This window comes from Arthrobacter sp. Soil761 (genome assembly GCF_001428325.1).
In the GTDB taxonomy this organism is placed as follows: domain Bacteria; phylum Actinomycetota; class Actinomycetes; order Actinomycetales; family Micrococcaceae; genus Arthrobacter.
Map to the genome: position 1 here is coordinate 43,668 of NZ_LMSF01000003.1, position 22,085 is coordinate 65,752.

The 22,085-nt window shown below is 60.7% G+C and carries 21 protein-coding genes; 8 read left to right on the plus strand and 13 right to left on the minus strand.

The genetic code is table 11. The features are described from left to right. Positions 1-28: 28 nt before the first annotated feature. Complete coding sequence (locus ASG79_RS04190; RefSeq protein WP_056388697.1) at positions 29-721, plus strand: hypothetical protein; 693 nt, start codon at positions 29-31, stop codon at positions 719-721. A 336-nt stretch (positions 722-1,057) separates the two neighbouring features. On the opposite strand, the gene ASG79_RS04195 is transcribed toward ASG79_RS04190, so the two are convergent. Further along, on the minus strand, positions 1,058-1,291 hold the full coding sequence (locus ASG79_RS04195; RefSeq protein ID WP_056388698.1) for a hypothetical protein: 234 nt from the start codon (positions 1,289-1,291) through the stop codon (positions 1,058-1,060). Between the two features lie 149 nt (positions 1,292-1,440). Here ASG79_RS04195 and ASG79_RS04200 point away from each other — a divergent pair, with 149 nt between their 5' ends. After that, complete coding sequence (locus ASG79_RS04200; RefSeq protein ID WP_056388700.1) at positions 1,441-1,920, plus strand: hypothetical protein; 480 nt, start codon at positions 1,441-1,443, stop codon at positions 1,918-1,920. A gap of 65 nt (positions 1,921-1,985) precedes the next feature. On the opposite strand, the gene ASG79_RS04205 is transcribed toward ASG79_RS04200, so the two are convergent. The 5 genes from ASG79_RS04205 to ASG79_RS04225 form a co-directional block, all read right to left on the minus strand. Then, positions 1,986-2,210 (minus strand): histone-like nucleoid-structuring protein Lsr2, encoded by a 225-nt coding sequence (locus ASG79_RS04205; protein ID WP_056388702.1) that lies wholly within the window; start codon positions 2,208-2,210, stop codon positions 1,986-1,988. A 110-nt stretch (positions 2,211-2,320) separates the two neighbouring features. Next, positions 2,321-2,773, minus strand: a complete 453-nt coding sequence (locus ASG79_RS04210; RefSeq protein WP_056388704.1) for an STAS/SEC14 domain-containing protein — start codon at positions 2,771-2,773, stop codon at positions 2,321-2,323. A 206-nt stretch (positions 2,774-2,979) separates the two neighbouring features. After that, entirely contained in the window at positions 2,980-4,329 is a 1,350-nt protein-coding gene (locus tag ASG79_RS04215; RefSeq protein ID WP_056388706.1) for an EAL domain-containing protein, read from the minus strand. Positions 4,330-4,472: 143 nt separating this feature from the next. Next, positions 4,473-6,011, minus strand: a complete 1,539-nt coding sequence (locus tag ASG79_RS04220; RefSeq protein ID WP_056388707.1) for a signal peptidase I — start codon at positions 6,009-6,011, stop codon at positions 4,473-4,475. A 95-nt stretch (positions 6,012-6,106) separates the two neighbouring features. Then, positions 6,107-6,487 (minus strand): hypothetical protein, encoded by a 381-nt coding sequence (locus tag ASG79_RS04225; RefSeq protein WP_056388709.1) that lies wholly within the window; start codon positions 6,485-6,487, stop codon positions 6,107-6,109. A 397-nt stretch (positions 6,488-6,884) separates the two neighbouring features. Here ASG79_RS04225 and ASG79_RS04230 point away from each other — a divergent pair, with 397 nt between their 5' ends. Next, on the plus strand, positions 6,885-7,346 hold the full coding sequence (locus ASG79_RS04230) for an Hpt domain-containing protein (protein WP_235509729.1): 462 nt from the start codon (positions 6,885-6,887) through the stop codon (positions 7,344-7,346). A 22-nt stretch (positions 7,347-7,368) separates the two neighbouring features. Here the strand turns inward: ASG79_RS04230 and ASG79_RS04235 are convergent, their stop codons facing one another. The 5 genes from ASG79_RS04235 to ASG79_RS04255 all read right to left on the minus strand — a co-directional run bounded on the left by ASG79_RS04235 (position 7,369) and on the right by ASG79_RS04255 (position 12,403). Then, complete coding sequence (locus ASG79_RS04235) at positions 7,369-8,151, minus strand: response regulator transcription factor (RefSeq protein ID WP_056388870.1); 783 nt, start codon at positions 8,149-8,151, stop codon at positions 7,369-7,371. Between the two features lie 736 nt (positions 8,152-8,887). Beyond that, positions 8,888-9,319 carry an SRPBCC family protein gene (locus ASG79_RS04240; RefSeq protein ID WP_056388711.1) on the minus strand — a complete coding sequence of 144 codons (432 nt, stop codon included), beginning with the start codon at positions 9,317-9,319 and terminating at the stop codon, positions 8,888-8,890. A gap of 535 nt (positions 9,320-9,854) precedes the next feature. Continuing rightward, entirely contained in the window at positions 9,855-10,562 is a 708-nt protein-coding gene (locus ASG79_RS04245) for a hypothetical protein (protein WP_056388713.1), read from the minus strand. Positions 10,563-10,829: 267 nt separating this feature from the next. Beyond that, the gene (locus tag ASG79_RS04250; RefSeq protein ID WP_235509738.1) at positions 10,830-11,162 is read right to left on the minus strand and encodes a YegP family protein; all 333 of its coding nucleotides are present in this window, start codon (positions 11,160-11,162) and stop codon (positions 10,830-10,832) included. 533 nt (positions 11,163-11,695) lie between these two features. Continuing rightward, positions 11,696-12,403, minus strand: a complete 708-nt coding sequence (locus ASG79_RS04255; protein ID WP_056388717.1) for a hypothetical protein — start codon at positions 12,401-12,403, stop codon at positions 11,696-11,698. Positions 12,404-12,873: 470 nt separating this feature from the next. On the opposite strand from ASG79_RS04255, the gene ASG79_RS04260 reads away from it, so the two are divergent. The 4 genes from ASG79_RS04260 to ASG79_RS04275 all read left to right on the plus strand — a co-directional run bounded on the left by ASG79_RS04260 (position 12,874) and on the right by ASG79_RS04275 (position 17,523). After that, a complete protein-coding gene (locus tag ASG79_RS04260; RefSeq protein WP_056388720.1) occupies positions 12,874-14,046 on the plus strand; it encodes an ATP-binding protein in 1,173 nt (390 codons plus the stop codon). A gap of 93 nt (positions 14,047-14,139) precedes the next feature. Further along, a complete protein-coding gene (locus tag ASG79_RS04265) occupies positions 14,140-15,381 on the plus strand; it encodes an ATP-binding protein (protein ID WP_082581664.1) in 1,242 nt (413 codons plus the stop codon). After that, entirely contained in the window at positions 15,371-16,732 is a 1,362-nt protein-coding gene (locus ASG79_RS04270; RefSeq protein WP_156400160.1) for a hypothetical protein, read from the plus strand. Before ASG79_RS04265 ends, ASG79_RS04270 begins: the two co-directional genes overlap by 11 nt. Positions 16,733-16,920: 188 nt before the next feature. After that, positions 16,921-17,523: a recombinase family protein gene (locus ASG79_RS04275; RefSeq protein WP_056388726.1), complete on the plus strand. Its 603-nt coding sequence runs from the start codon at positions 16,921-16,923 to the stop codon at positions 17,521-17,523. 594 nt (positions 17,524-18,117) lie between these two features. Here ASG79_RS04275 and ASG79_RS04280 read toward each other — a convergent pair. Together ASG79_RS04280 and ASG79_RS04285 are read right to left on the minus strand one after the other, a co-directional pair. Then, positions 18,118-19,365, minus strand: coding sequence for a glycoside hydrolase family 32 protein (locus tag ASG79_RS04280; RefSeq protein WP_056388727.1), 1,248 nt, complete (start codon positions 19,363-19,365; stop codon positions 18,118-18,120). Next, positions 19,365-20,720 (minus strand): glycoside hydrolase family 172 protein, encoded by a 1,356-nt coding sequence (locus ASG79_RS04285; protein ID WP_056388730.1) that lies wholly within the window; start codon positions 20,718-20,720, stop codon positions 19,365-19,367. The genes ASG79_RS04280 and ASG79_RS04285 overlap by 1 nt, the downstream gene beginning before the upstream one ends. Before the next feature lie 213 nt (positions 20,721-20,933). Between ASG79_RS04285 and ASG79_RS04290 the strand changes: the two genes are divergently transcribed. Continuing rightward, entirely contained in the window at positions 20,934-21,974 is a 1,041-nt protein-coding gene (locus ASG79_RS04290; protein WP_235509730.1) for a LacI family DNA-binding transcriptional regulator, read from the plus strand. Positions 21,975-22,085 lie beyond the last annotated feature (111 nt).

Genomic DNA, 22,085 nt, shown 5'->3' on the forward strand with positions numbered 1-22,085 from the left:
CCAGGTCCCCACTCCATGAAGAGGAGCAGTGATCGCCTTGACGATCCCCCGGCCGCCCATGGCGGTCCTGCCCGACACACCCGACACGAGATTACTGGTCGACCTGACCAGCTACGCCAGCGATCTGTCGGAAGCCTCCCACGCCCTTGACTGCGCCCTGCACGCCGGTGAAGGGTCGGAGTTATGGATGCCCCTTACCTCCCATGCCGTGACCGCCTACGTCCGGCCCTTCATCCTCTCCAATGTCCGGAAGCGTCTTGATGAAATGCCGGGCATTGCGCCGATGCCGGCCGCTCTCCAACCCATTCACCGCGTCATCCGGGAGTATCGAAACACGACCATCGCGCATTCCCAATCGAATTTGAGCCTGCCGCTGCCCGTGGCATTTCTGGACAGCCAGGGAAAAGGCGCTGATGTCGCGGGTTGGTCCCTCAGTCATACGATGCCAATGGCCCTGGCTGAGCAGTTCGCGGACCTCATCGCCGCGGTCGAAGACATGCTCGACCTGGCAACGCAACCGGTTCTGGAGCGTTTACGTTCCTGGTTGAAGGACCAAACGCCGGAAAAAATCAACGGCTGGCCGTTTCCCGAAATTCTTCAGGCTGCCGACACGGATTTCACAGCTTCAGAGCGAAGACGACGAACACCGCGCTTCACAACCTATTGGCGCAGTGAACAGCAGCATGACGAGGACCCGGCCTGCCAAAACCCGTTGCCCTGACCATCCGCCGTGGCGGGCAATCACCGAGCATCGACAACGGTATTCCGTGCCGGAGAATTCCATTGGGGAAGCCCGCCGATGGGGGATCGACGGGCTTCCCAATAGCACAGTATGACCGCTTCATTTGGCTGTCGAATAGACAATCAAAAAGGAGAAACGGCGGCAAAAAGAACGAATGTTCAACCGTGCGATTGAAGTGCCGCGTCTGCTCAACGGCGCTTATTTCCAATCCTTACGTGCGTACCTCAAGTTTTCATCAAGATGCGCGCAGGAAGGCACGAGGGTTGGAATTTCGTCATCCTAGAAATGCGCCGGTGGGAATTTGGGGGCTCTTTTTTAGCTGGAGAATGCTGACGCCCAGGCGCTGATGTCAGCGTCTGTGAAGGTGATAGCAGGCAGCTGTGCCTGGAGTGCCGCCCTTAGCCGGGCTTCAACAACAAACCGCGGCATCCCCTCCGTCGCGCCCCGGACATCTTCGATGACCCGCTCTACGCGGAGCAGAAGACTGTTCAGCACCGCGTTGGCGGCATCATCATCATCGGGGGCAGCGCGGGGAAGCTCTGCTTCCATGATCAGCTCCTTCCGAGTGTGGCAGCAGACCGTGGGTCCGGACCGGCGGGGGAGGCCCGTGAGAATATGGTAGCGGCCGGACGGCAGCCGCCGGCAGGGGCGTGCCCGCGTGTGCCGTCCCGTGACTGTTGGGAATTAAGGGTGTGGCATTGACTAACGACGTGGAGGCTTGGCGGCTGGATCCTGCCACCCTTCGTGAAGTTGTCCTCGACCGGGCCATGATCGAGAGCCGGCTTGATGACGGCTGCCCGGCACTTGAACGGGTGTGGATTCTGTCCGTGCTGGGACGCGATCAGGAAGCCGTGGCTGAAGGCAGGCTTTTGTTGGCCCATTCCCGGGACCGGTTCAGGCCCCTGCTGGTTCTCGCGCATGCCTACCAGCGCCAGTACAGATGGCATAAGGCCGCGAAGCTGCACGAAGAAGCCCTGCGGATGGCCGGCACTGCCCCGCGTGAAGCCCTGGTCCGTCATCAGATCGGTCGACGGCTTTTCGACGAAGCCAGATACCGCGACGCCGCGGCGGAGTTCGAGTGGGCACATGATCTCTACCGCACCGCCGGGCGGATACGGCTGGCAGAGGCATCGCATCAGGCGATGTGCCGCGCCCGCCAACTTGCCCAACAGTCCTGACCCAAGGCCGTGTCCCGGGCCTCGGGGAGGCTACGACGGGGCCAGCCGGTCATTGATGGTTTCTCTTAGCTGCGCAGTACCCGCCTGGCAGCCCGGACCTGCCGACGGATTGTGGAGGTTTCCTTCCGGGCGACCTGGAGGTATGGGAGGAGGCCGGCACGCAATTGATCCGCGTGGGTACTGCTGAGGTCGATTTCGTAGGAGCGGCCATCGAGGCTGAACTGCACGGTCTCGGCTGCCTCACTGCCATCGAGATCGTCTACAAGGGTGCTGATGATTCTGGTTGCCACCTGAAGACCCTACCAGCGATGCCGGCACGAAACGGTGGTGGCTTCGTTTGGCCGCGGTGGCCCGAGCCGCAGCCGCAACCGTGGTCAGCTTCGGCCCTCATCCGCAGTCCTTACCGCCCCGGGCCGGGTTTCCTTGGGCGTGGGGCCTTCTTCTGGTCCTGTCCGGGCTGCGCCGCGGCGCAGGCGTGGTTACCGGCCGGTTCGGTCAACCAGGTGAGGGCTTCATTGACGGAGCTGAAGAACCTGGTGGGGGTGGCAGGTTTGTGCCGGGCTGTGTAGAAGACGGCGATCACTTCATGGACCGGGGAGTCCCCGACGATTGCTGTTCTGCCGAGGGGCCATTCGGTGGCGAAGACAGAACCGGCGTGGGGAGTGAGGCCTTTAATCCCGGTCATTTCGACGAGGATCGGCAGTTCCTGCCCGTTGGTGAGTTCACGTGCCCGGGTGAGCATTGCTCTGGCAGCAGCCTCACTGATCAGGATTCCCGGGGCCCAGCGGACCCGCAGGACCCTCCCATACAGGTCCACGGCACCGAGGTGGTCATCGTGCAGGCCTTGTCTCATCTATCTCCCCTTACGGACCGCCAGGCGCGTGACGGACGGGCGGGCAAAGCCGGTTCTGGAAGCAGGCAAAGGGTGGGTATGAAAAACCCGCCCACGGGGGACGGGCGGGTCCCTCGAGAACTTTAGACAGACCGGCAGCAAATAGCGAAACGACGGCACTCTTTCCCTCGAACAATCCGGGACTGACCCAGCGAATTGCCGATCGGTCAGAGATGGTTGTCGGCATCGCCGGCTGGTCCTTCCCGCCAGCCTGCCCAGTCCGAGGGGTGCAGTGTTGGGCGCCCGAGGAAGTATCCCTGGGCTGAGGTGATGCCGGCCCGGGTGACCGTAAGCAGTTCGGCGATGGTTTCAATTCCTTCGGCCAGGACCTGTGCGCCGGTTTGTTGGGCGAAACTGACCATGGCGGCGCCCAGTGCCCGTTGTCTCTGGTCGCTGTCGATTCCGGCGATCAGTGTCCGGTCGAGCTTGATGATGTCCGGGCTCAGCTGCAGGATATGGCGCATTGAAGCGAAGCCTGATCCTGCGTCATCTACCGCTATCCGCACCCCGTCACTGCGCAGGGGCGCCAGTGATGCCAGGAGTTGCGCGTAGTCGGTGACGGGGTGCCGTTCGGTCAGTTCGAGCACTATGCGCTCAAGAGCCAGGCCCGAGCGGCGCAGCAACGCCGGCAGCCGCGGATCCAGGCACGTCTCGGGTGCGAGGTTGAACGAAACGTAGAGGTGGCTGGGAAGCGTGGCGCTCTTGCCGAGGGCTGCGGCCAGTACGGCGAGTTCAAGATCCTGGCCGAGCCCGACACCGGCCGCTTCATTGAACCAGTGCTCCGGGCTTCTGCCGTCGTCGCTGGGGAACCGGGCCAGCGCTTCAACCCCGGTCATGGCCCCGCTGGTCAGGTCATGGATGGGCTGGAACGCGGTGAGGATCAACCCGTCGGCGACGGTACTGCTGATCCGTTCCCGCAGCCGCTGCGCCACCTGTGCTTCTGCATCCGGGGCGGGCAGCAGCCGGCTGGTCCCTTCGAAGCGCTGACCGGTCCCCTCCCATGACGGGCAGGACTTGCCGGACATCTCCATGAGGACCGGGGTGCCGTTGCGGTGCCTGCAGCAAACGGTGACGGCGGACCAGACCGGACTGTCGTTAAGGGCGCTGGCGACTGCTTCACGTGCCGTGGACAAGTGGTCGTCGGTGATGATCAGGCTGAAAGGCCTTCCGAGCAATTCGGATGGTTCGTAGCCGAGCAGAGCGGCGCTGGCCCTGCTGCAGAACGTGAAGGTGCCGCTAGCGTCCACGGCCCACAGCCATTCCTGGCTCGTGTCCAGCACGGTGTCCATCAGGCTTGAGGTGACGTTGTTCCGGTTCCGTTCCTCACAGTGCACACGGGCGCTGCGCGCGGCGGCCCAGCCGGCGACCAGGATCATGCCCGCGGCCAGGGAGGCGAGCACGCCGGTCAGGACAGCCTGTTCCTGGACGCGGGGAACCAGGACATGCAGCCAGGCCGTGAGGGCCAGGACGAAGGCTGCCTGCGCGGCGAGCACACACAGCAGAAGGCGGCTGCCCATGAATACCCGCAGGCCTGACCTGCCCCCTGCCCGTCCGTTGTCCCACTCCCGCTCCACAGCCCGGGAAGTTTTTCGGCCCTCAGGCGCCGGTGATGAAGCGGTGGTGAGGAGGCCCCCGTGTGATGGCTTTCCGGAGACGGTGGTCATGCCTGTGTGTCGGCCGGTTGGGGCTGGGGTTCGACCTGGGCAGGCTCTGAGCCTGCCCGGTAACGGTAGGTGATGTTCTCGTCCTGGACCACGAAGGTTTCCACCCCGCTGCGGGACCAGTGAAGGACCAGCAGGCCATAGCGTTCGGCCAGTTTCGCCAGGGTCGGGAACGTCGTGACATCGATGACGGGCCTACCCTGGGGCGCCGGCATCGGGTGGACCCGCACCAGCAACGCTGCGTAGCGGCGGCGGATCGCCGTCGCCTCGTCCGCGGGGGTGGTCCGTCGGGCGAAAATCAGGATGATGATTCCCGTGGCCAGGGCGGCGAGCAGGAACACGGCCGAGATGATGCGGGCGGCGGCCGCGGTAACCGCGAGCCCACTGACACCGACCATGCGGGGCACCATCGCGGTGTGTTCCTGGGTGGCCGAATCCGTGACGGACAAGGTCCCGGGGCCGCCGGCGAGGGTGAGCTGGAGGGGTGTGAGTTCGAGTTTGAGTTCCGGCCGGAATTCTGCGCCCTCCACTGTCTTAACGGCCGGGGTCAGGGCGACGGAGACCGGCCCGGCCGGAAGACCAGTGACCGCTGAGGCGGCCTGGGCTTTGGCGTCGAGGCTTGCCAGGTCCAACCGGACAGTGCCCTCATAGTCGCTGCCGTCAATCGTGACCGGACCGCTCAGAGGGAGCGTGGAATGCCAGCCTCCCGGGGTGGAAAGCTCCGCTGTCACGGTCACGGTTCCCGGCTCGCCGTGATAGCTGTATCCGACATCGACAGTCCTGGCGAGTTTCCGGAAGACCGGGTCCGGTGACTTGGCCGTGGTCCCGTCGTAGGCCGCGCTTTGGCCGACGTCCGCGGTGTAGGAGAAGTTCATCCGTGTGCCGCTCTTGACCTGTGAGCTGGCTGTTTCCTCCAGGGGACCGGACCAGGCCAGGGCGCCGAGGGTAACGCCGGCGACGCCGAAGACCGCCGCAAGTGCGGTCGGGATGCGCAGTGAGGGCGGCAGGCCGCCCAAGCCGTGCCGGGCCGGGGGGCGGGTGCTGATGTGGCGGGACATGGATGCTCTCCTTCGTTTGCGGCGGCGCCGTGTTGTTGCCGCGCCCCCGCCGGCCAGCAGCGCGAAGGCCAGCAGCCCCAGGACCGGGGGACTGGTCAGGGTTTCCAGCCACAACCCGCCCTGCGGGATATGAACCAGGGCCCCCCCGACCAGGTCAGCGGCGGGCGGGGTGATGGGGTCAACGGACTGGTTGTTGTCGCCCTTGAAAACGAAGGCGGAGTCGTTGCCGCCGATAATGCGGTGCAGCGCCACCTCGTCCCGGCCCGGAAGGTTATACGCGGCGATATCGCCGACCGCATAGGAAGAGGCCCGGGCGATGATGACCAGATCACCCTGGTGGTAGAGCGGGTTCATGCTCACGCCATGGGTGATGACGATCCCGGCCTGGCCCGTGGCCAGAACAACCCCCACACACACCGCAAGAACCGCGACCACTGCGAGGACGGCGGTGCGGAGGCGGTGCGTCAGCCGCTGTGCCAAGGCGAAACCCCTCTCGGGAACGGGCGGGAATGGTTCTTAGAGAAAAGGGGTGAGTGGCCGGCACCCCAGCGGGCCGGCCACCCACCCGGTCAGAACTAGCTGACGGTGACGGCCGCGCTGTCGACGCCGCTCTGGGATCCCGAGGTGGTGCAGACCGAGATGTTGGTCACGGCGTCGATGGCGGTGCAGGTGAAGGCTGCCGGTGTACCGCCTGTGAGAGACAGGGCGGGAGTTTTGCCGTCAACACCCGGCGCGAAGGTCAGCGTGACCTGGTTCACGGACGTCTTGCTGGCATCGGTGAAACCGTACTCCAGGCCGGTCAGGGTGGCACCAGTGACGGTCTGGTTGACTGTGCCGCCTACGAACTGGCTCGGACCGGCGGCGTTGACGAGGCCGGCACCGGTGAAGGCGGAGCCGGCAGCGAGGGCCAGGCCGGTAACGGACAGGGCGGTGACGATCTTTGCAGAAGTGCGCATGATTTCTCTTTCAGGTAGGAAGCCCGGCAGCCCCTGAGCGGGCTCCGCGGCGGTTGCAACCCCAGGTACAACTGGATGCCGCTGCCGATAGACACGGACCGAAACTTCGTCTGCGTCACATCGACATTTCGAAGCTAACAGTGGCAAAACCCTAAAAATCCTTTCCTTGGATTAACTTCGGGGAACCCTTGGATAAGTGGGATTAACCAATGCAAACAGGGCAGCAATGCCCAAAAGCTTGGGGAAACCCCGGCCGGGCTGCCGCTCTCCCCGCGACCGGGTCGGCTCAACGGATACCCCGCGCTCTCGGCCGGGCGCGCTCAAGGCAGCGCCAATGTTTGCGCAGGATCCGCCGAAGACAGGGCTTTGCGATCTCGAGGGGACGTAGCTTTAAGGCATGGTCATTTCAGCATCACCACAGGGGCCGCCGGGCGGTGACAAATCAACAGGGGCGACAACCGAAGCCCGGACAGCGGCTAGGGCTGTGCAAGCCGGCGATACCCGTCACGTGCCGCTGGTGGATCCAGTGGTGCTGCAGGATCTCGAAGACGAGCTCGGGCAGCCGGACCTGGTCACGAATTTCGCGAAGGACTATGTGCGGCTGTGGGAACAGCGGGAGCGCCGGCTCATTGCATCACTTGCGAATCAGGATCGTGCCGCAGCGCTGGATGCTGTCATCAGCCTGAAGGTCTCTTCCACTATGGTGGGGGCGCTGCGCCTGGCAGGTCTGGCGCAGGCTCTGGAGTCCGCGGTTCGCAGGGGCGACCTTGGTGGAGGCTTCTTCCCGGAGTTGATTTCCGCCCATGGGTGGGCGACGGTTAATGAACTTCGGGCACAGTATCTCCAGCACCGCGGATAGAGCTTGTCATAACTGAACGGCCTCAGGCGGGCGAGTCCGGAAGCCGCCGGGCGGCCAGCCGGTAACCGGCGCCGCGGACCGTTTGCAGCCACCGGGGCGATTCTGGATCGTCCTTGAGTTTCCGGCGAAGATTACCGATATGAACCTCGACAGCGCGCTCGTCCGAGTCGCTGATATAAGCGTCCTTGGGGTAGTTGTCCCCCCGGACGGCGCGAACGAGGTCAGTGCGTGAGAGGACGGCACCGGAAGCCCGTAGCAGTTCATGCAAAAGATCGAATTCGCTCCGCGTCAATTGCAGTGATTCTCCGTCCAGCATGGTGATACGCGTCCTGGGATTCAATGACAAGCCGTTATGAGCGAGGAGCGTGCCCCCCGTAACAGCCAAGGGCACCGGCGGCAGGCTCTGTGGACTTTCGTCATGCTCAGTATTTCCGGTCCTTGGTCTGCGCATCATCGCCGTGACACGTGCCCGCATTTCCCGGGGCCGGAACGGCTTGGTGATGTAATCGTCCGCCCCGCCCTGAAGAGCGGCAAGGATGTCGGGCTCGTCATCCCTCCCGGTGAGCATTACTACATAGGCATTGCTGAACTGGCGGATCCTGCGCAGGACTTCGAAACCGTCAATGTCAGGCAGGCCCACATCCAGGGTCACCACATCCGGTTGCTTCTCCCGGACCATTTCCACGCCCTGACGGCCCTCGGCAGCAGTGTGCACGACAAAGCCGGATTGAAGGAACACCCCTTCCACCAGATTGCGCAGATCCAGGTCATCTTCAATGACAACAACCACACCCAGGTCGCCCACGGCCCCCCCGTTTCGTCTGAATCCGTGCCCGCCCAGCGCCGACCGGTGTTCAAACCCAATCCCTAAGGTACAAGGAATAGCCAGAAATATTGACTCAATCTTGAGGATCCTCACGGCAGACCTTGAGCTTGACTATGTAAATTTCTCCTCTTCACGTTAGGATCAGCGAAAACCTGGCCTATGAAAGGCACCTTTCTTGGATTTCGTCCGCTATTTAGCCGGCCTGCTGGTCTTCCTAGGGTCATCGTTTGTCATCGCTTTTACCGCCTACCTGATCCTGATGTGGCGTACGAAGCGAAGAGATGCTGCGCTCTCAGGCCGGCAGCAATAGGCGATGCCCTACATCGACATAAACCCTCATCGACAACGACCGAAATGGCTGGGCTACGTCGTACTGGTCGTCTTGGCAGTCCTGACCGCTGTGGTCATCATTGTGGCCCTCGCCGCGAATGGTTGAGCGGTACCACTTCCGGTTCGAGACCGGGCGTCAGCTCACGAGCGGCCCCCAACTGGGCCGGGCCCGGGCAAGCGTCAAAGCGAGGGCTAAAAGCCTTCGTTTACCCTGCCGTAAATTCGGCCTTTCCTCGCTGTTTTCGCGAGAATCAGGCGCCCGCGAGGTTTAGCTACTAAAATCGGGGGTGAGTCGAATCCTTTCGAAGAAGCTGCTTGTTTCTAGCGGAAAGAGTCGATTCCGTTACATCAGAGTTGTAGGGCTGGAACTTCCGGATAGTGACTGTCAGGATTCCAGCGTTCGCTTCAGGTTCTGGACAAAGGCCTTGTTTCGGCGCGGAACCAGGAATGCCATCATGGGTGTCATGAGGATCTTGAGTCCGCTGGGTCGCATCTCGACCCTTCGTGTGAACCGAGCGCCCTCCCCGGCCGGCTCCACCGTGTAGGTGATCCATGGCTGCAGTCCGGCGAAGTCAGCTCGATATTCAACGCGCGCACCGGGCTCGACCTGAAGTGCCGTGAACGTGCCGTCGGTCTTGCCCATGAAGGGCTTGAACTTCAGGGCGTAGGTCTTACCGACGACCGGTAGCGGATCCGTCTCGGGAGGCACCCTGGCGATGTCAACATGCCAGTTCGGTTCATTGCGGAGGTCCGCGACATATTGGAAGACCTCGGCCGCCGTCCGGGCGATGACGACGCTCTCTGCAGATTTGACCATTGCTCCTCCTCCCGCAGAAGCCGGACGAGAGCCTGCCTCCAGGCTAATGTGACTCCATCGTACGACTTAGGAGGGCGCTGGAGTACGGGTTTGTAATAGGACAGTCAGGGCAGCTGTCGAGACGCGGATCACGACAGCAAAGGCACATATAACTCGTACATACGGCAAGGCCCTTGGACAACCTGTTCCGGCGGGGGTCACGCTGAATATTCCACCTGGGTGGCTGAAATAACTGGATCCGATGAGCCTTTTGACCCTGCTTGCATGACACCGCCGCCCTCAACCGAGCCCCGGCTGGGCAGTTCTGACTTCCGGGATCTGGGGCAACGCCATGAAATGGTGCCAAAGGAAATGGCCCCTTCTGCAGCCGCTCCCTCGCCGATTTTCGAGAGCCGATAATTGCGATTTCGTCAAGCCAGGGGAGTGGGCCTAAAGCTGTCAGCGATGGTCGAAAGTGAGCCATTTAGCATCGAACATCACCCACTTTTGCTTGGGCCGCGCATGTACTGGCGCCTCAGGCTAACCGTGGGTCGGGCTAGGGTGTGACCAGGGTTGACGCGGGTGCAGTGAGCGAAACCTCCCGGAAGTTTCGTAGGACTCTGGCTGTTTCGTGAGCGTTCCAATTCTTGCCGTCGAAGTTTCTTCTGAACTCTATGAGGGCGTGCAGGAGCTGGGCAGCCGCAGAGTTTAGGAGCGTCTCATACCCCGCTGCCGGAAGCATGATCTGTTCGCCTGAGGGATACCGGCGCACAGCAAGGCCATTGAGAACAGACCTCCAGTATCCCAACTCTTGCCAGAGCGCCTGGTCTTCTTCGGCTTGGAGTTCGAATCGCCATTTCTCTAAGCCATTGGTGATCGGTGCACACGTCTCAACCAACCGGCGCACGTCCCCTATCGAGGCTTGAAACGCGTGCACCGAATCAATTAGCTGGGCCCGAGCGGCAAGCTCCCGTTCTTTTGACGCCTGCGCCGCCTGTTGTTCCGCCTGCTGCATAATGCCGTCCGCCTGAGCGTCGAGCTGTTTTTCCAGCGCATTCCTCTGGGCTTCGAGCTGCGCCTCGAGTCCTTCGGACTGGGCCATGATTTGGGCACTAAATTGGCGGCGCTGCGTTTTCAAAGTGCGCTTCAGGACCCAAACCGCGATCAGCCCACTGAAGATCGCGCCCAATATTCCACTCAGTAGGTCACCCCATTGGTGGTGTGAAATCCAGAGGAAAGGGTCGGGAAGGAGGTTCGTAAGCATCACGCCGAGAATACTCCATGCTTCCCGTGGTCCTCACGGAATGCCAGAGCAGGCGTGAAGACTAGGGGCCACTGAAGGCTGGTTCTGAAATCCAGATCCTTTACGAGGTCCGCTCAAGTAACGGTGCTTCCCCAGGGATCTCGTCCTAAATGACGGTCCTGAACAAACCGCTACTTTAGGCCCCTCCCCACCGGACCTTAAAGAGCCGATAGTGGATATTATGTAAAGCTGGCGCGGAGAGGGGTCGGAAAAACCCCTCCCCGGCGCTCAGGAAAGGTTGTGGATTGCCCCCGCCCAGCGCGGACCGGAGACGGCCCGGCGGACCGCCCTGGCCCGCCCGTGGAAGTCGATCTTGGGCATCCGCGCGGATTCGTCAGTCTGGCCACCAGGATCACTCCAGGCTGCTGGCGGTGCGGCACTGCTGGTCGTTGTGCAGTGGTCGGTGATCAGGCCCATGCCGGCGTACTCCCGCACGGCGGAGATGCCGGCAACGGCATCTGTCTTGGTCTCGAAGGGTTTGGATACTGCCATGACGGTGCCATCTGGTGCTGTCAGCCGGAACCTGAACGCCGATTCCGCGTCGATAAATAGTTCGAACATTCCTGCCACTGCGATCCTTTCGTCTGCGGGATCCTGAGGCCGCATCTTTGCCGCCCCGACAGGCACGAGGCATCGTTGCCTCCGTCTTCCATGATGGATCCCGCGTCCAAATCTTCATCAATTCAGCATGCGTTCCTCGAGTCTCCCGTGGGAACGTCTGCCGGCGCAAGGATTTGCCCGGCATCCAACCGAAGTGATCCCCCGCTCTCAAGTTCAGCCCAGGGGCAATAGCGCATGCAAAAACCCGCTGGCTGATAGCGGTTGTTATGTAAAGCTGGAGCTGAGAGGGACTTCCCCGCAGGCCCCCAGCGACGCCCTCGAACTACCCCTCAGAACTGGTCAATAACAGCCATTCGCCAAGGGTCAGGCGCATCTGCCGGGAATTGGCGAAGCTCCAGTCAAATAGCGGTTGACCGGAGCTCCGGTCCATTATGTGCCGGTAAACCTGAGGGTTACCTGTGAAGCCGGAGAGACGGAATCTCCATTTGTCGCCGTTTCAACAACCGTGGCAGACCGTGGGGATTCGCGGGTCTTCAGCGCACGTAAGGCGGGACCGAGGCGTCGTTGAAGGGCTCGAACCAGTCCTCGATCTTCATGGGCACCAAGCCCAGTTGCATGTTCAGCTCGACGTCGCCTTCGAAGCCGTCCATAGCGTTCTGGTAGAGCATCTCACTGTCCGTGTCTTCGAGCATGTTCCTTTCCAGCATCCCCCGCCATTCATCCGGAAGGTCCAGGTCGTACAGGTCCTGGATGATCTCGACCTGGTCAAAAAGGCAGCGGAGCGCCAGTTCCTGGGCGACACAGGAAGGGCGCGTCCATCCGCGGCTCAGAGCCCCGGTCATATCCGCGGCGATGACGAGGAATTGCTGGGTGAACCGGACGTCGTATTGATTCGCCTGCCGGGGTGGAAGTCCGGACAGGACGAAGGTGTTGGCGATGTCCTGTCGGTCGATCCGGTCCAGCTTCAGCAGGCCGTTGAGATCCTCGAAGAGCTGGTCGATCAGGACGGCGGAGGCCTCCCAGAGGGCGCCGGCCAGCAGTTTTGCCTGGAACAGGCTTTGGTCGCGCTGCTCAGGCGTGATTGAACTGGTCCATTCGAGGTCCTCAGCGTCCAGTCGGTTCCGCTGGTCCTCGCTCAGGTCCTCGAGCCGGGGTTCGAAGCCCAGCTGCTCCAGGCTGAGGCCGGTCAATTCCTCGCCGACGTGGAGCGCGTGCTCGATGTAGTTCTCTTCCCCGGTCATGGCCCCGATGCTACCGCCTCCCCTGGGCCCGTCTTGCTTCTGGTTGAGGGTCGGCCAATCGTGGCAAGAGTTTCACCACTTTCACCAGTTTCACCCGAGGAGTCCACCGTGCAGAACCCCTTCAAGTCGACAGCCGGGGCACGCCTCCCGAGTTGGTCGAGGGCAGGGCTGCTGGACGAGTTCGAGTACTGCCTGCAGCAGGGTTCCGGAGCGCCTGGGCTCTTGACCATCATCAGCGGCCCCAGGGGCACGGCAAGACGGTCATGTTGAGCTATCGGCAATGGCGAAGCTCCGGTCAAATAGCGGTTGACCTGAGCTTCGGTTCAATAGTGCCCCCGCAACCTGAGAAGAGGTTGGGAGCTGGCAGCCCATACGCTCACCACCGCCGCTCGGGCACGTAAGCATAAAAAGTTATGAGGCGGTATAACAAAAATATTATATCGCCTCATACTCCTGTATAGACTACTCAGGTGGACCCCGACTTGAACCCGTTTGCTCCCGGCTCCGGCCTTAAGCCCCCAGCTCTGGAGGGACGCCAGGCAGAAATAGAGGCCTTCGACCGCCTGATTGCCAGGACAAAGCGGAAGGCGGCCGAACGCGGCATGCTCTTATCCGGACTTCGGGGCGTCGGTAAGACCGTTCTGCTGAATAACTTCGCTGCACAAGCGGAGCGGCACGAATGGTTCGTTGTTCAAATAGAAGCTCAGCCCTCGACCGAGGGCCGCAAAGCGACCCGGCAAAAGCTCGCAAGAGCGATCGAGGCCGGCGCCCGGCGGCTACGGGCAAAGTCTGCTTGGGGATACGTAAAGGACGTTTTGGGCAGTATCGGGTCGTTCAACATCTCCCTTGGTGCCGCCGGAGTGTCAGCCACCCTAGGAACCACAACCGGTCGAGCGGACTCAGGGAACTTGGACATCGACCTTGAGGAGCTCGTTGAAGACCTGGCAACGGCCATGGCCAAGAGCAAAGCCGGCTTCGGGATCTTCATAGATGAAATGCAGGACCTGGACGACGAACTGCTAGGTGCCCTCATATCTGTGCAGCACTTGTCGGGGCAGAAGGGGTGGCCCTTCTTCATAATAGGAGCCGGACTACCCAACCTACCCGGCAAGCTGAGCGCAACTAGGTCCTATTCTGAACGGCTCTTTGATTACCGAACCATCGGGGCGCTCGATCCGGCATCTGCGGCCGACGCCATCGGACTCCCCATGAATGAACTAGGGGTCCACCTCGATGCAGACGCCCTCCGCGCTCTTGTTACCGCAGCAGACGGTTATCCATTTTTCCTCCAGGCCTACGGCAAGGCAGCCTGGGACGTTGCCTCGAGCAAGATCGTCAACCTTGACGATGCAAGGTTGGCCATCGAAATCGGCACTGAACAACTCGATGCCGGATTCTTCCGGTCACGCTGGCAAAGGGCCACCCCCGCCGAACGCCAGTACCTTCGTGCAATGGCTGACGACCACGACGAGGCATCGTCAACCGCTCAGGTAGCGTCACGTTTAAACAGGACTGCCAGTCAACTGACAGTGGCCCGGTCAAATCTCATCAGCAAGGGCCTCATCTACGCACCCGACCATGGGGCAGTTCGTTTTACCGTGCCTGGTATGTCCGCCTTCATCAGCCGGCAGTTCGAACCCTAAGTCGATAGGGTCGCTCCACCCCTTAAAAGCAATCCATGAGAACCCCTCAACTCCCCCGCCGTAGTCCTTCTACCTGACCGAAGGTGTTTACACGTGGTATCCCAGACCGAACCCGAGCAGGAAATTTCAGAGTTCGCAAGTGGAAACCTCGCGCTAGTGCTGGCGACAAAACAGCGCGGAACGGAGGTAACTGTTCGTTTCCGCAACGGAAACGAAGCACGGTTCACCCATGACGACTACTCCACAATCAAGCGCGGTGATGTCATCCTCGTTGGCAACAACGGGTGGGTGAAGGTCCCGAAAAGCGCGTGGCAGGAACACCCCGTCGTTTACGTCGTGCGACGAGTACTGCCGGGCCGACTGCTCGTCGAGGCCGGAAGCATCACGAAAACTGTGCCGTATTCAGGCGAGGAGGAGCTCCTACCCGGATACACAATTGAGTACTTTGAAATCTCTGAGAAGGTCACTGTCCTTGCTGAAGCTCCGATCCGTGCCCTCGATCACCGAGACAGCTACCAAGATCTGGCTTCACAATTCGAAATCAACTTCGAGGAACCTCTCGGACTTGAGCGATTCGGTGGATACAAAAGCGTGGTGCAGAGAGCCAACGAGATTCTTCGCCTTCAACTAGACCAGCAGGATTCCATCAAAGCCATCGGTGCCAGACCCATCCGCGGCGTCATCTTTTCCGGCCCGCCGGGCACAGGAAAGACGATGCTCGCGCAGATCATAGCTAGCCTTTCCCAAGCGAAGTTCTTTGTCATCAGTGGACCCCAAATCGTTTCAAAGTGGCTAGGCGAAAGCGAAGAAATCCTGCGGAGTATTTTCGAAGCAGCCAGTAAGGCCCCCAAGGCGATCATCTTCTTTGACGAGATAGACAGCGTCGCCTCACGGAGGTCCGAAGACACACACGAAGCATCAAATCGTCTCGTTGCTCAACTCCTGACGCTGATGGATGGAACAAACAAGGATGAAGGCAACGTCGTCGTCGTGGCAGCCACCAACAGGATCAAGGAAATCGACCCTGCTCTGATGCGCCCCGGACGATTCGACTGGGAAATCGCCTTCGACCTTCCAGACCTCGATGACCGCTACGAGATCCTCCACAGGAATGGCGCCTCCATAGCCAGCGTCGGGGACCTGCCCTACGAACTCGTTGCTGAGGAAACGGAGGGTTGGTCCGGCGCGGAACTTGGTGCCATCTGGACCGAATCCATGATCTGCGCCCTCCGGCACGGGGCAAGAGCAGTGTCCAGCGATGACTTCATCGAAGGTCTCGAGCGTGCTGCCGTTAATCGTGAGCAGAAAAGGAAGGGGTCGTCGAATGCCGACTAAGTGGAAGTGGTGGTTCTGGCTTCTTCCTTGGAAGTGGCATCCAAAACACCGTCGGAGAATTGCGGCGCCTACACCCGCTGTGTTGCCGTTGCGCGAATTTGTGTACTTGGATGAGGTGAGCCTGAAGAGCTTGCTCGTATCGCAGCAAGGAGAACTCGCCACGGAATTTACGGACCAAAACGTCCTCGTTGAACAGGCTGAAATCTCCAGTAAGATCTCAGCCGCGCCAAAGGGTATGGGCGCGGAGATAGGCTCCAGGTTTCAATCTACCTCTACTCTGGGTCGGCAGACTTTGCGCAAGTCCGTGGCACAGTCCCAATTCAAGACCCTCCTTGAGTTGGACTCCGTCGATATCCGGTTTCGCAGCAACGGCCAGCGGGGATCATCCGTCTCCCTTGAAGACCTGAAACAGGAGGATGAAACGGCCCATTCAGTCCGCGTAGATCGACTGAGGCGAGGTGACTTGGTGGAGCTTGAGGTTGAGCTAACAGCCGATCCGATCTACCGCTTTAATCTGACGATGGCGGAGCTATCAGATCTCGCGACGAAATATCCCGAGATGATGAACACCCCTGGGGCTGCAGACGTCATGGAACAAATGGGGCCCGTAAGCAAGATGCTCGAGCAACTATTGGTTGGCTTGGTTCCGATTCGCGCCCGCTGCCTTAATCTTGCCTTGGTTGAACATGACGGAAACTCACACGTCGTCCGAAAGCCGGACGCCGAAGCGTTGGGACTCGCAACACAACCCATCGACGTCGTTGGGGTTACGGATCTTGACCAGTACTGGAAGGACGTCAGACGGGTACTTTTCGCGCATGGATCATTCAAGATGCTCTGCCGTGTGGCGAGAGACGGGCTTCATGAGGAATGGTCTCCAGTCAAAGGCGCAGAAGTCCTATCGGAAATTGCACCACAGTTCCCGGGGCTTCTAGAAGCTGCCGGGCGAACAGAGTACGGAGTTCCCAAGGACGCCCGCACGGAAAAACAACGACAAGCATTGGTAAAAGCCCTGAAGCTGTTCGCGACGAAGCTTCTGGATCTCTCCATCCCGCCCCACCCTTGGAGTCAATGTGACGGGCTTGACGCCCTGATTGCCGAACAAAGCGACCGCGCTTCAAGCGCTTCAGGCCAGCGGGAGGCTTTCGATGCAGTGGCAGAACTAGTCACCAGAGTCGCAGCTGTCTCTCCAACCCCAGCCCAGATTCAAGAATTCCGCATGTTTGCACGTGAGACCGAGAAACTCAGATTCTCGCTCAACCAGATGCCGACCGAGTCAGTCGAATCTATCCAGAAGCCTCGCGGTCCAGAAAGACTGTTGGATGTCGAGATCGTGGCCATCTACTGGTGATGAAGCCGGCGACATGGGAGACGTACCGAGGCACAGTTGCTGTACTCAAACCACCTATTTGCTACCTGTTCAGGGAGAGGTCGTCTGGTTAGAACAGACCCAGCCTGACGAACTCGAGCTGTAGGTCTTGACTTTGTTCTTGGATGAGCCTAGAACTCAACCTGACAGGATGAGGGTTGGGAGGTGCGATGGCTGGACAGCGAATCGGGTACGTGCGCGTGAGCACGCTCGACCAGAACGAGAAGCGTCAGCTGGAAGGCCAGGTTCTGGACCGGATTTTCACGGACAAGGCCTCTGGTAGGGACACAGTCAGGCCGCAGCTCACCGAAATGCTGCGGTTCGCCCGCGATGGGGACACGGTGGTTGTGCACAGCATGGACCGGCTCGCCCGCAACCTCGATGACCTGCGGGCCTTGGTCCAGGGACTGACACGCAAAGGCGTACGCGTTGAGTTCCTCAAAGAGAGCCTGGTCTTCACCGGAGAGGACTCCCCCATGGCCAACCTTATGCTCTCCGTTATGGGCGCGTTCGCTGAATTCGAACGCTCTCTCATCCGGGAACGCCAGCGGGAGGGCATCGCCCTGGCCAAGCAGCGCGGCGCTTACAAAGGGCGGAAAAAGACCCTCACACCGGAGCGGGCAGCCGAACTGGTCCAGCGCGCCGACGGCGGCGTTCCGAAAGTCGTTCTTGCCCGTGACTACGGGATCAGCAGGGAGACGGTCTACCAGTACCTGCGGCAAGCCAAGGCGACGCGAACCCTCTCCCCCGCTGAGTCGCCCTTTGGGCCGTAGCCTTACAGAATCGCCATTATCGGCTCTTTAAAACGGGCAGGGGAGTAGAAGTAGCTGCGAGAACACCTGCTCTGAACGGCTGGGCTTCCGGGAACCAGAGGAGGTGGTGCTCAGGATCTAAGCCGATTTGGGTCTTTACTGCTCATCGCTTACCCGTCGGCCCTTTTTGCTCCGCCGTGTTCTGGCGGACTCAACAGCGAGCACTCGTGAAAAGAGAACTGATACTAAGAAGAGGGCGGTAACCCCGCCGCTGCCGACGTAGTTAGCTGCTACGACGAACAGGATGAGTGCGGTCGCAGCCAGAACTGCGGCCGGTACGGGAACCAGCGATGCCGGCGTCCCGGACGGCGTAGCAGGACGTTTTGTGCTGAAATCTTTTTGCGCGATCACCTATTTCTCCTTCGCTACAAGAAAAGGCCAGCTGGCGGCATAGGAATGCGGCATCGCTATCTGGTCACCGCTCTAAGTCGGACTCCCGCTGCGCTGTGAAGCCCTATCGACGTCCCAACCTCCCCTTTCCCGAATTGGTAAAGTCCGGAAAAGGGGAGGATTCGGGGTTCGCTGGTCAGTGATTGAGGCCGTTTCCGCCGGGACTTATTGAACGGGACGAATCAGCGGGTAGGTGGTTGCGTTCGGTGCCTCCACCCGGTACGTGCTGCCTTCAGGCATGGATGCAAAGCCGAGTACACCCTCCGCTGAGGAGATTTCGACGGCGTTGGCGTCAAGAATGATGCGAACTTCTCCTCCTGAGTAGGGGGTCTCATGGGTCTCTGAGGCAGTCTTTGCTGTAAGCGTCGGAGCGTTGGCGTCAAGCAGAAAGACCGTGTTCCCGCCTGAAGTTACGCGCAGAAGCTCTCCTGGTTCCGGGCACCAGATGATGTCGCCGGAAAGGCCGGGAAGCTCTCCTTCTTCTGCAGGTGAGGTTCGGTATTTCTCGATGTCTGGGTGGGGGCTTGCGATCAGCCGATCGTCCTTATAGGTGAGAACGTGTGGGATGCTGTGTGCACTGGCCCACCCCGCTTCCTCATCGGCAATTCCACGCATCCAGAAGGTCAGGCAGGGCCGCCCGTCGGTGTCGCGGAAGAACGAGGGGGCGTAGTAGCTTGGGCCGTAAGTAAGGCGTCCCCAGGAGCGCGCATCGAAGTGGCCCTCGGTGTAAGCGCCTACGGCATAACCCGCGTAGTGCAGTACATCGTCGTCCCAAACAGAGGAGACCATAACGTGCTGGCCGTCGACTTCAAAGATCTGCGGGCACTCCCATAGCGCTCCGAGCCATACTGGATCCCTTTCCTTGGTAGAGCGTTCCAGGGCGATGCCCACGTATTCCCATGCCTGCAGGTCAGACGACGTGTAACTCAGTGCCATTGCCGTCCCGTCCGACGAACCGGCACCGACGAACATCCGCCAGCAATCTGCGTCCTTCACAAGAAAGGGGTCGCGGTAGGCGATGATGTCGAGGCCCTCCGGGGCCTCGGCCACAAAGTCTCCCTTCTCCCATTCAATCCAATCACTGTCCTTCGGTACGGCAGTTCGGATGCGGCCGATCCCGATATTGGGCTGGGCTGTGGAGGTGTAGAAGATGCGGGTCTGATTGTTGTCATCGGTAACGAGGGAACCTGTCCAGATTCCGTCGTCGCCTTCGCCCGGCGCGATTGCGACGGGAAGCTGTTCAAGGGAGAACAGGTCTGTACCCCGGGCATGTCCCCAATGACAGTTCGGTGCCCAGACCGTGCTGTCTGGGACGTACTGGTAAAAGAGGTGGTATTCGCCGTTAGTGACAGTGATGCCATGGGGGTCGTTGATCCAGCCGCTCTTGGCGGTGAAGTGGAATGCCGGCCGCATTAGTTGTCCTTCCCGGCAAAACGTGCACGGATGTCACGGGCGATTTCGGCGTTGCCCCGTTCCCAGTCATCGACCTGGCTGCGGCGTTGTTCGCGGAGCGCGTCGCGGCGGTCCACGAACGCGTCCATTCGCTTTGCGGCGGCGGCACGAGCCGCCTGTTGCTCTTCGTTTAGTTCAGGAAGGGGTGCCTGGATGACCCGGTCGATGGGACGCAGCGGCAACCGCTCCTCCATGGCGGGGATGTCCAGAACCGGGGAGGGAAGAGTTTGGTACCAGTAGGCGGTTGATGACCAATCGTCGGAAAGGTGATTCCCGTGGCCATGCTCGAATGACACCTTGATCCGCTTTTCAAAGCGGATGGGGTCGACCATGTGGAAGCGGTAGCTGTGGTGGAACCCGGGGACGTCTTCCTCGTGGACGATGGTTCCGTTGAACTGGTATGCGTTGTGCTGCATGCCCCAGGCGTGCCCGAAGTAGTCTTCCATGCCCGTGCCGTGCAGGCTCGGGGGCCAGGTGTCGTCGTCAATGAAGATCATGTCGTCTCCTTCCCCCCACCAGGATCCCTGAAAGTGACGGACGGCCAGTGTGCATCCGACGTAGTGACCACGCCCCTCGGTCTCCAGCGCGACGTAGTTATCCTTCCCGTCGAGATTGGCAACGGTCGTCTCGATGCTGTTGGCTTGCAGGTCCGGTGCCCAGCCCTGGTTTGGCAGAGCCCGGCGCCAGTGAGCGTGAAAGTAAAGCGTGTCCTCGGGAATCGGATCCTCGACGAGTTCATAGTCGATATAGAAGTACTGGAGGTAGGGGATGTCGTTCTGATTTTCGACGACAATCCTCGCCCGCTTACCAAAAGGCATGCGGAAGTAGCTGTTGAAAGCAGCGGACCCGCCAAAGGTGTGAAGTTCCGGTTCTTTCGCAGAGACCGACAGCGGCAAAGAGTCGTACGAACCTGAAAGAGAGTTCATTAGCCCAAAGAAGTCTCCCAGCGGGGCGACGACACTGGGGGTCTCCTGATCGTCCCAGTACATCTTCAGCACGATCTTGCGGTAGTAGTCAGGGTCCACCACTTCCCAGCTCACGCCCAGTGCGTTGTGGATTTCAAGCATGGGCACACCGACGACGTGAGGGTCAATTTGCCCGGGCCCGGGCTGGATGCGGCACGACTGCGTCATCCAGATGTGCGTGATGTAGCCGGGCCCTTCAATATCTGCCAGAGTCCTTTCCTCGCCCGGCATGACAATCCAGTTGTCCGTGTTCCGCCCGGTCTGGTCGAAGCTTGAAGCCCGCGCAGTCCTTGCTCGACGGGCTCGTGTCAGGTCCCCCAAGATTCCTGCGGGGGTTTGGTTTTCGGTCATCGTTGTCCTTCCGGGGATCAGCGCCACTTCCAGCATCAGTAGCAGAAAGCATCGAAACGTTTGCGTGGTGTGGATGCTAGACTCATTTGACCTGCGAACGCAACTGCGTTCCGGAATTTCCTGCGTTGGCGCGGGATATCCGGCGGGTGAAGGTTCTGTTGGGATTTGCGCAAACGATGCGCCGCTACATGATGAGGTGAGCTATTGGGGACCATGGTCGAGGTGGCACGGAAGGCGAAAGTCTCCGTTTCCACCGTTTCACACGTACTGAACGGCACCCGCAACGTTGAGCCGGAAACCCGCCAGCGAGTTCTGGATGCTATCGAGTCAATCGGATACCGGCAGGATGCGCTGGCAAGGGCGCTGCGCCGCTCGCAAACTGACAGCATTGGCCTGGTTGTCTCCAATGCCGGAGAGCCAGCCTTCGCCGAAATGGTTCACGGTGTTGAGCACGCCGCCGCCGAAGTTGGCCTTACCTTGGTGTTGGCCAGTTCCGCCGAGGACATTAACAGGGAGCGGAAAGCGGTTCAGACCCTCCTTAACCGCCGCGTGGACGGCCTGATTCTGGCCAGGGCGGCAGAATCCGATCCCGCACTCCTCGACTCTTTGGAGCAAGAAAAGCCACCCACCATACTCCTCGACCGGATCTTCCCGGACCTTCCTTTTGATCAGGTAGGCGCCGACAACCGGGAAACCATGCGCCAGCTGGCGGCACGCCTTCTCACCGCCGGCCACAAGCGCTTCGCGGTCGTCGCGGGAGACGTGCGCGTGCCAACACTCCGCGAGCGTATGGATGGCTTCGTTGACGCCATCTTTGAAGCCCGGATCAGCCTGGACGACCAGGTCGTAATCACCGGCACGGACAACGACGCCATTGCGGTCGAGTTGAAAACGCATGTTGGAACAGGGGCAATCACTGCGGTTATCGCCTGCAGCACCCCATTGGCAGCGCTTAGCCTTCAGATAATGTCCGACGCCGGGCTGTCCACACCGGGAAACCTTGCCTTTGCGACCTTCGACGGTTTCGATAAGCCGGAGCTCTTCACGCCGCAGTTGACCACGGTTCGGCAGCCTGCGTTCGACATGGGCGTGGCTGCGGTAAAACTACTGGTAGAACGGCTGCGATCCCCCGAGGCGAGCCCGCGGACGGTCCGGCTCCGCCAGCGGATCGAATGGCGGGAATCGACGGAAAATTACGTCCCTCGAAGCGATGTGACGGGCCTCACGCTTGACAACAAATCCGGAACGCTCTAACTTCAGACAAACGTTTCGCGCAAACGTTTCGATGGATTCGTAAATTTTGCCCAGCTTCCCACCCCCGGGTGGGTGCGCCCCCCCACCAGAACCCAGAGTGCCCGGATCCGG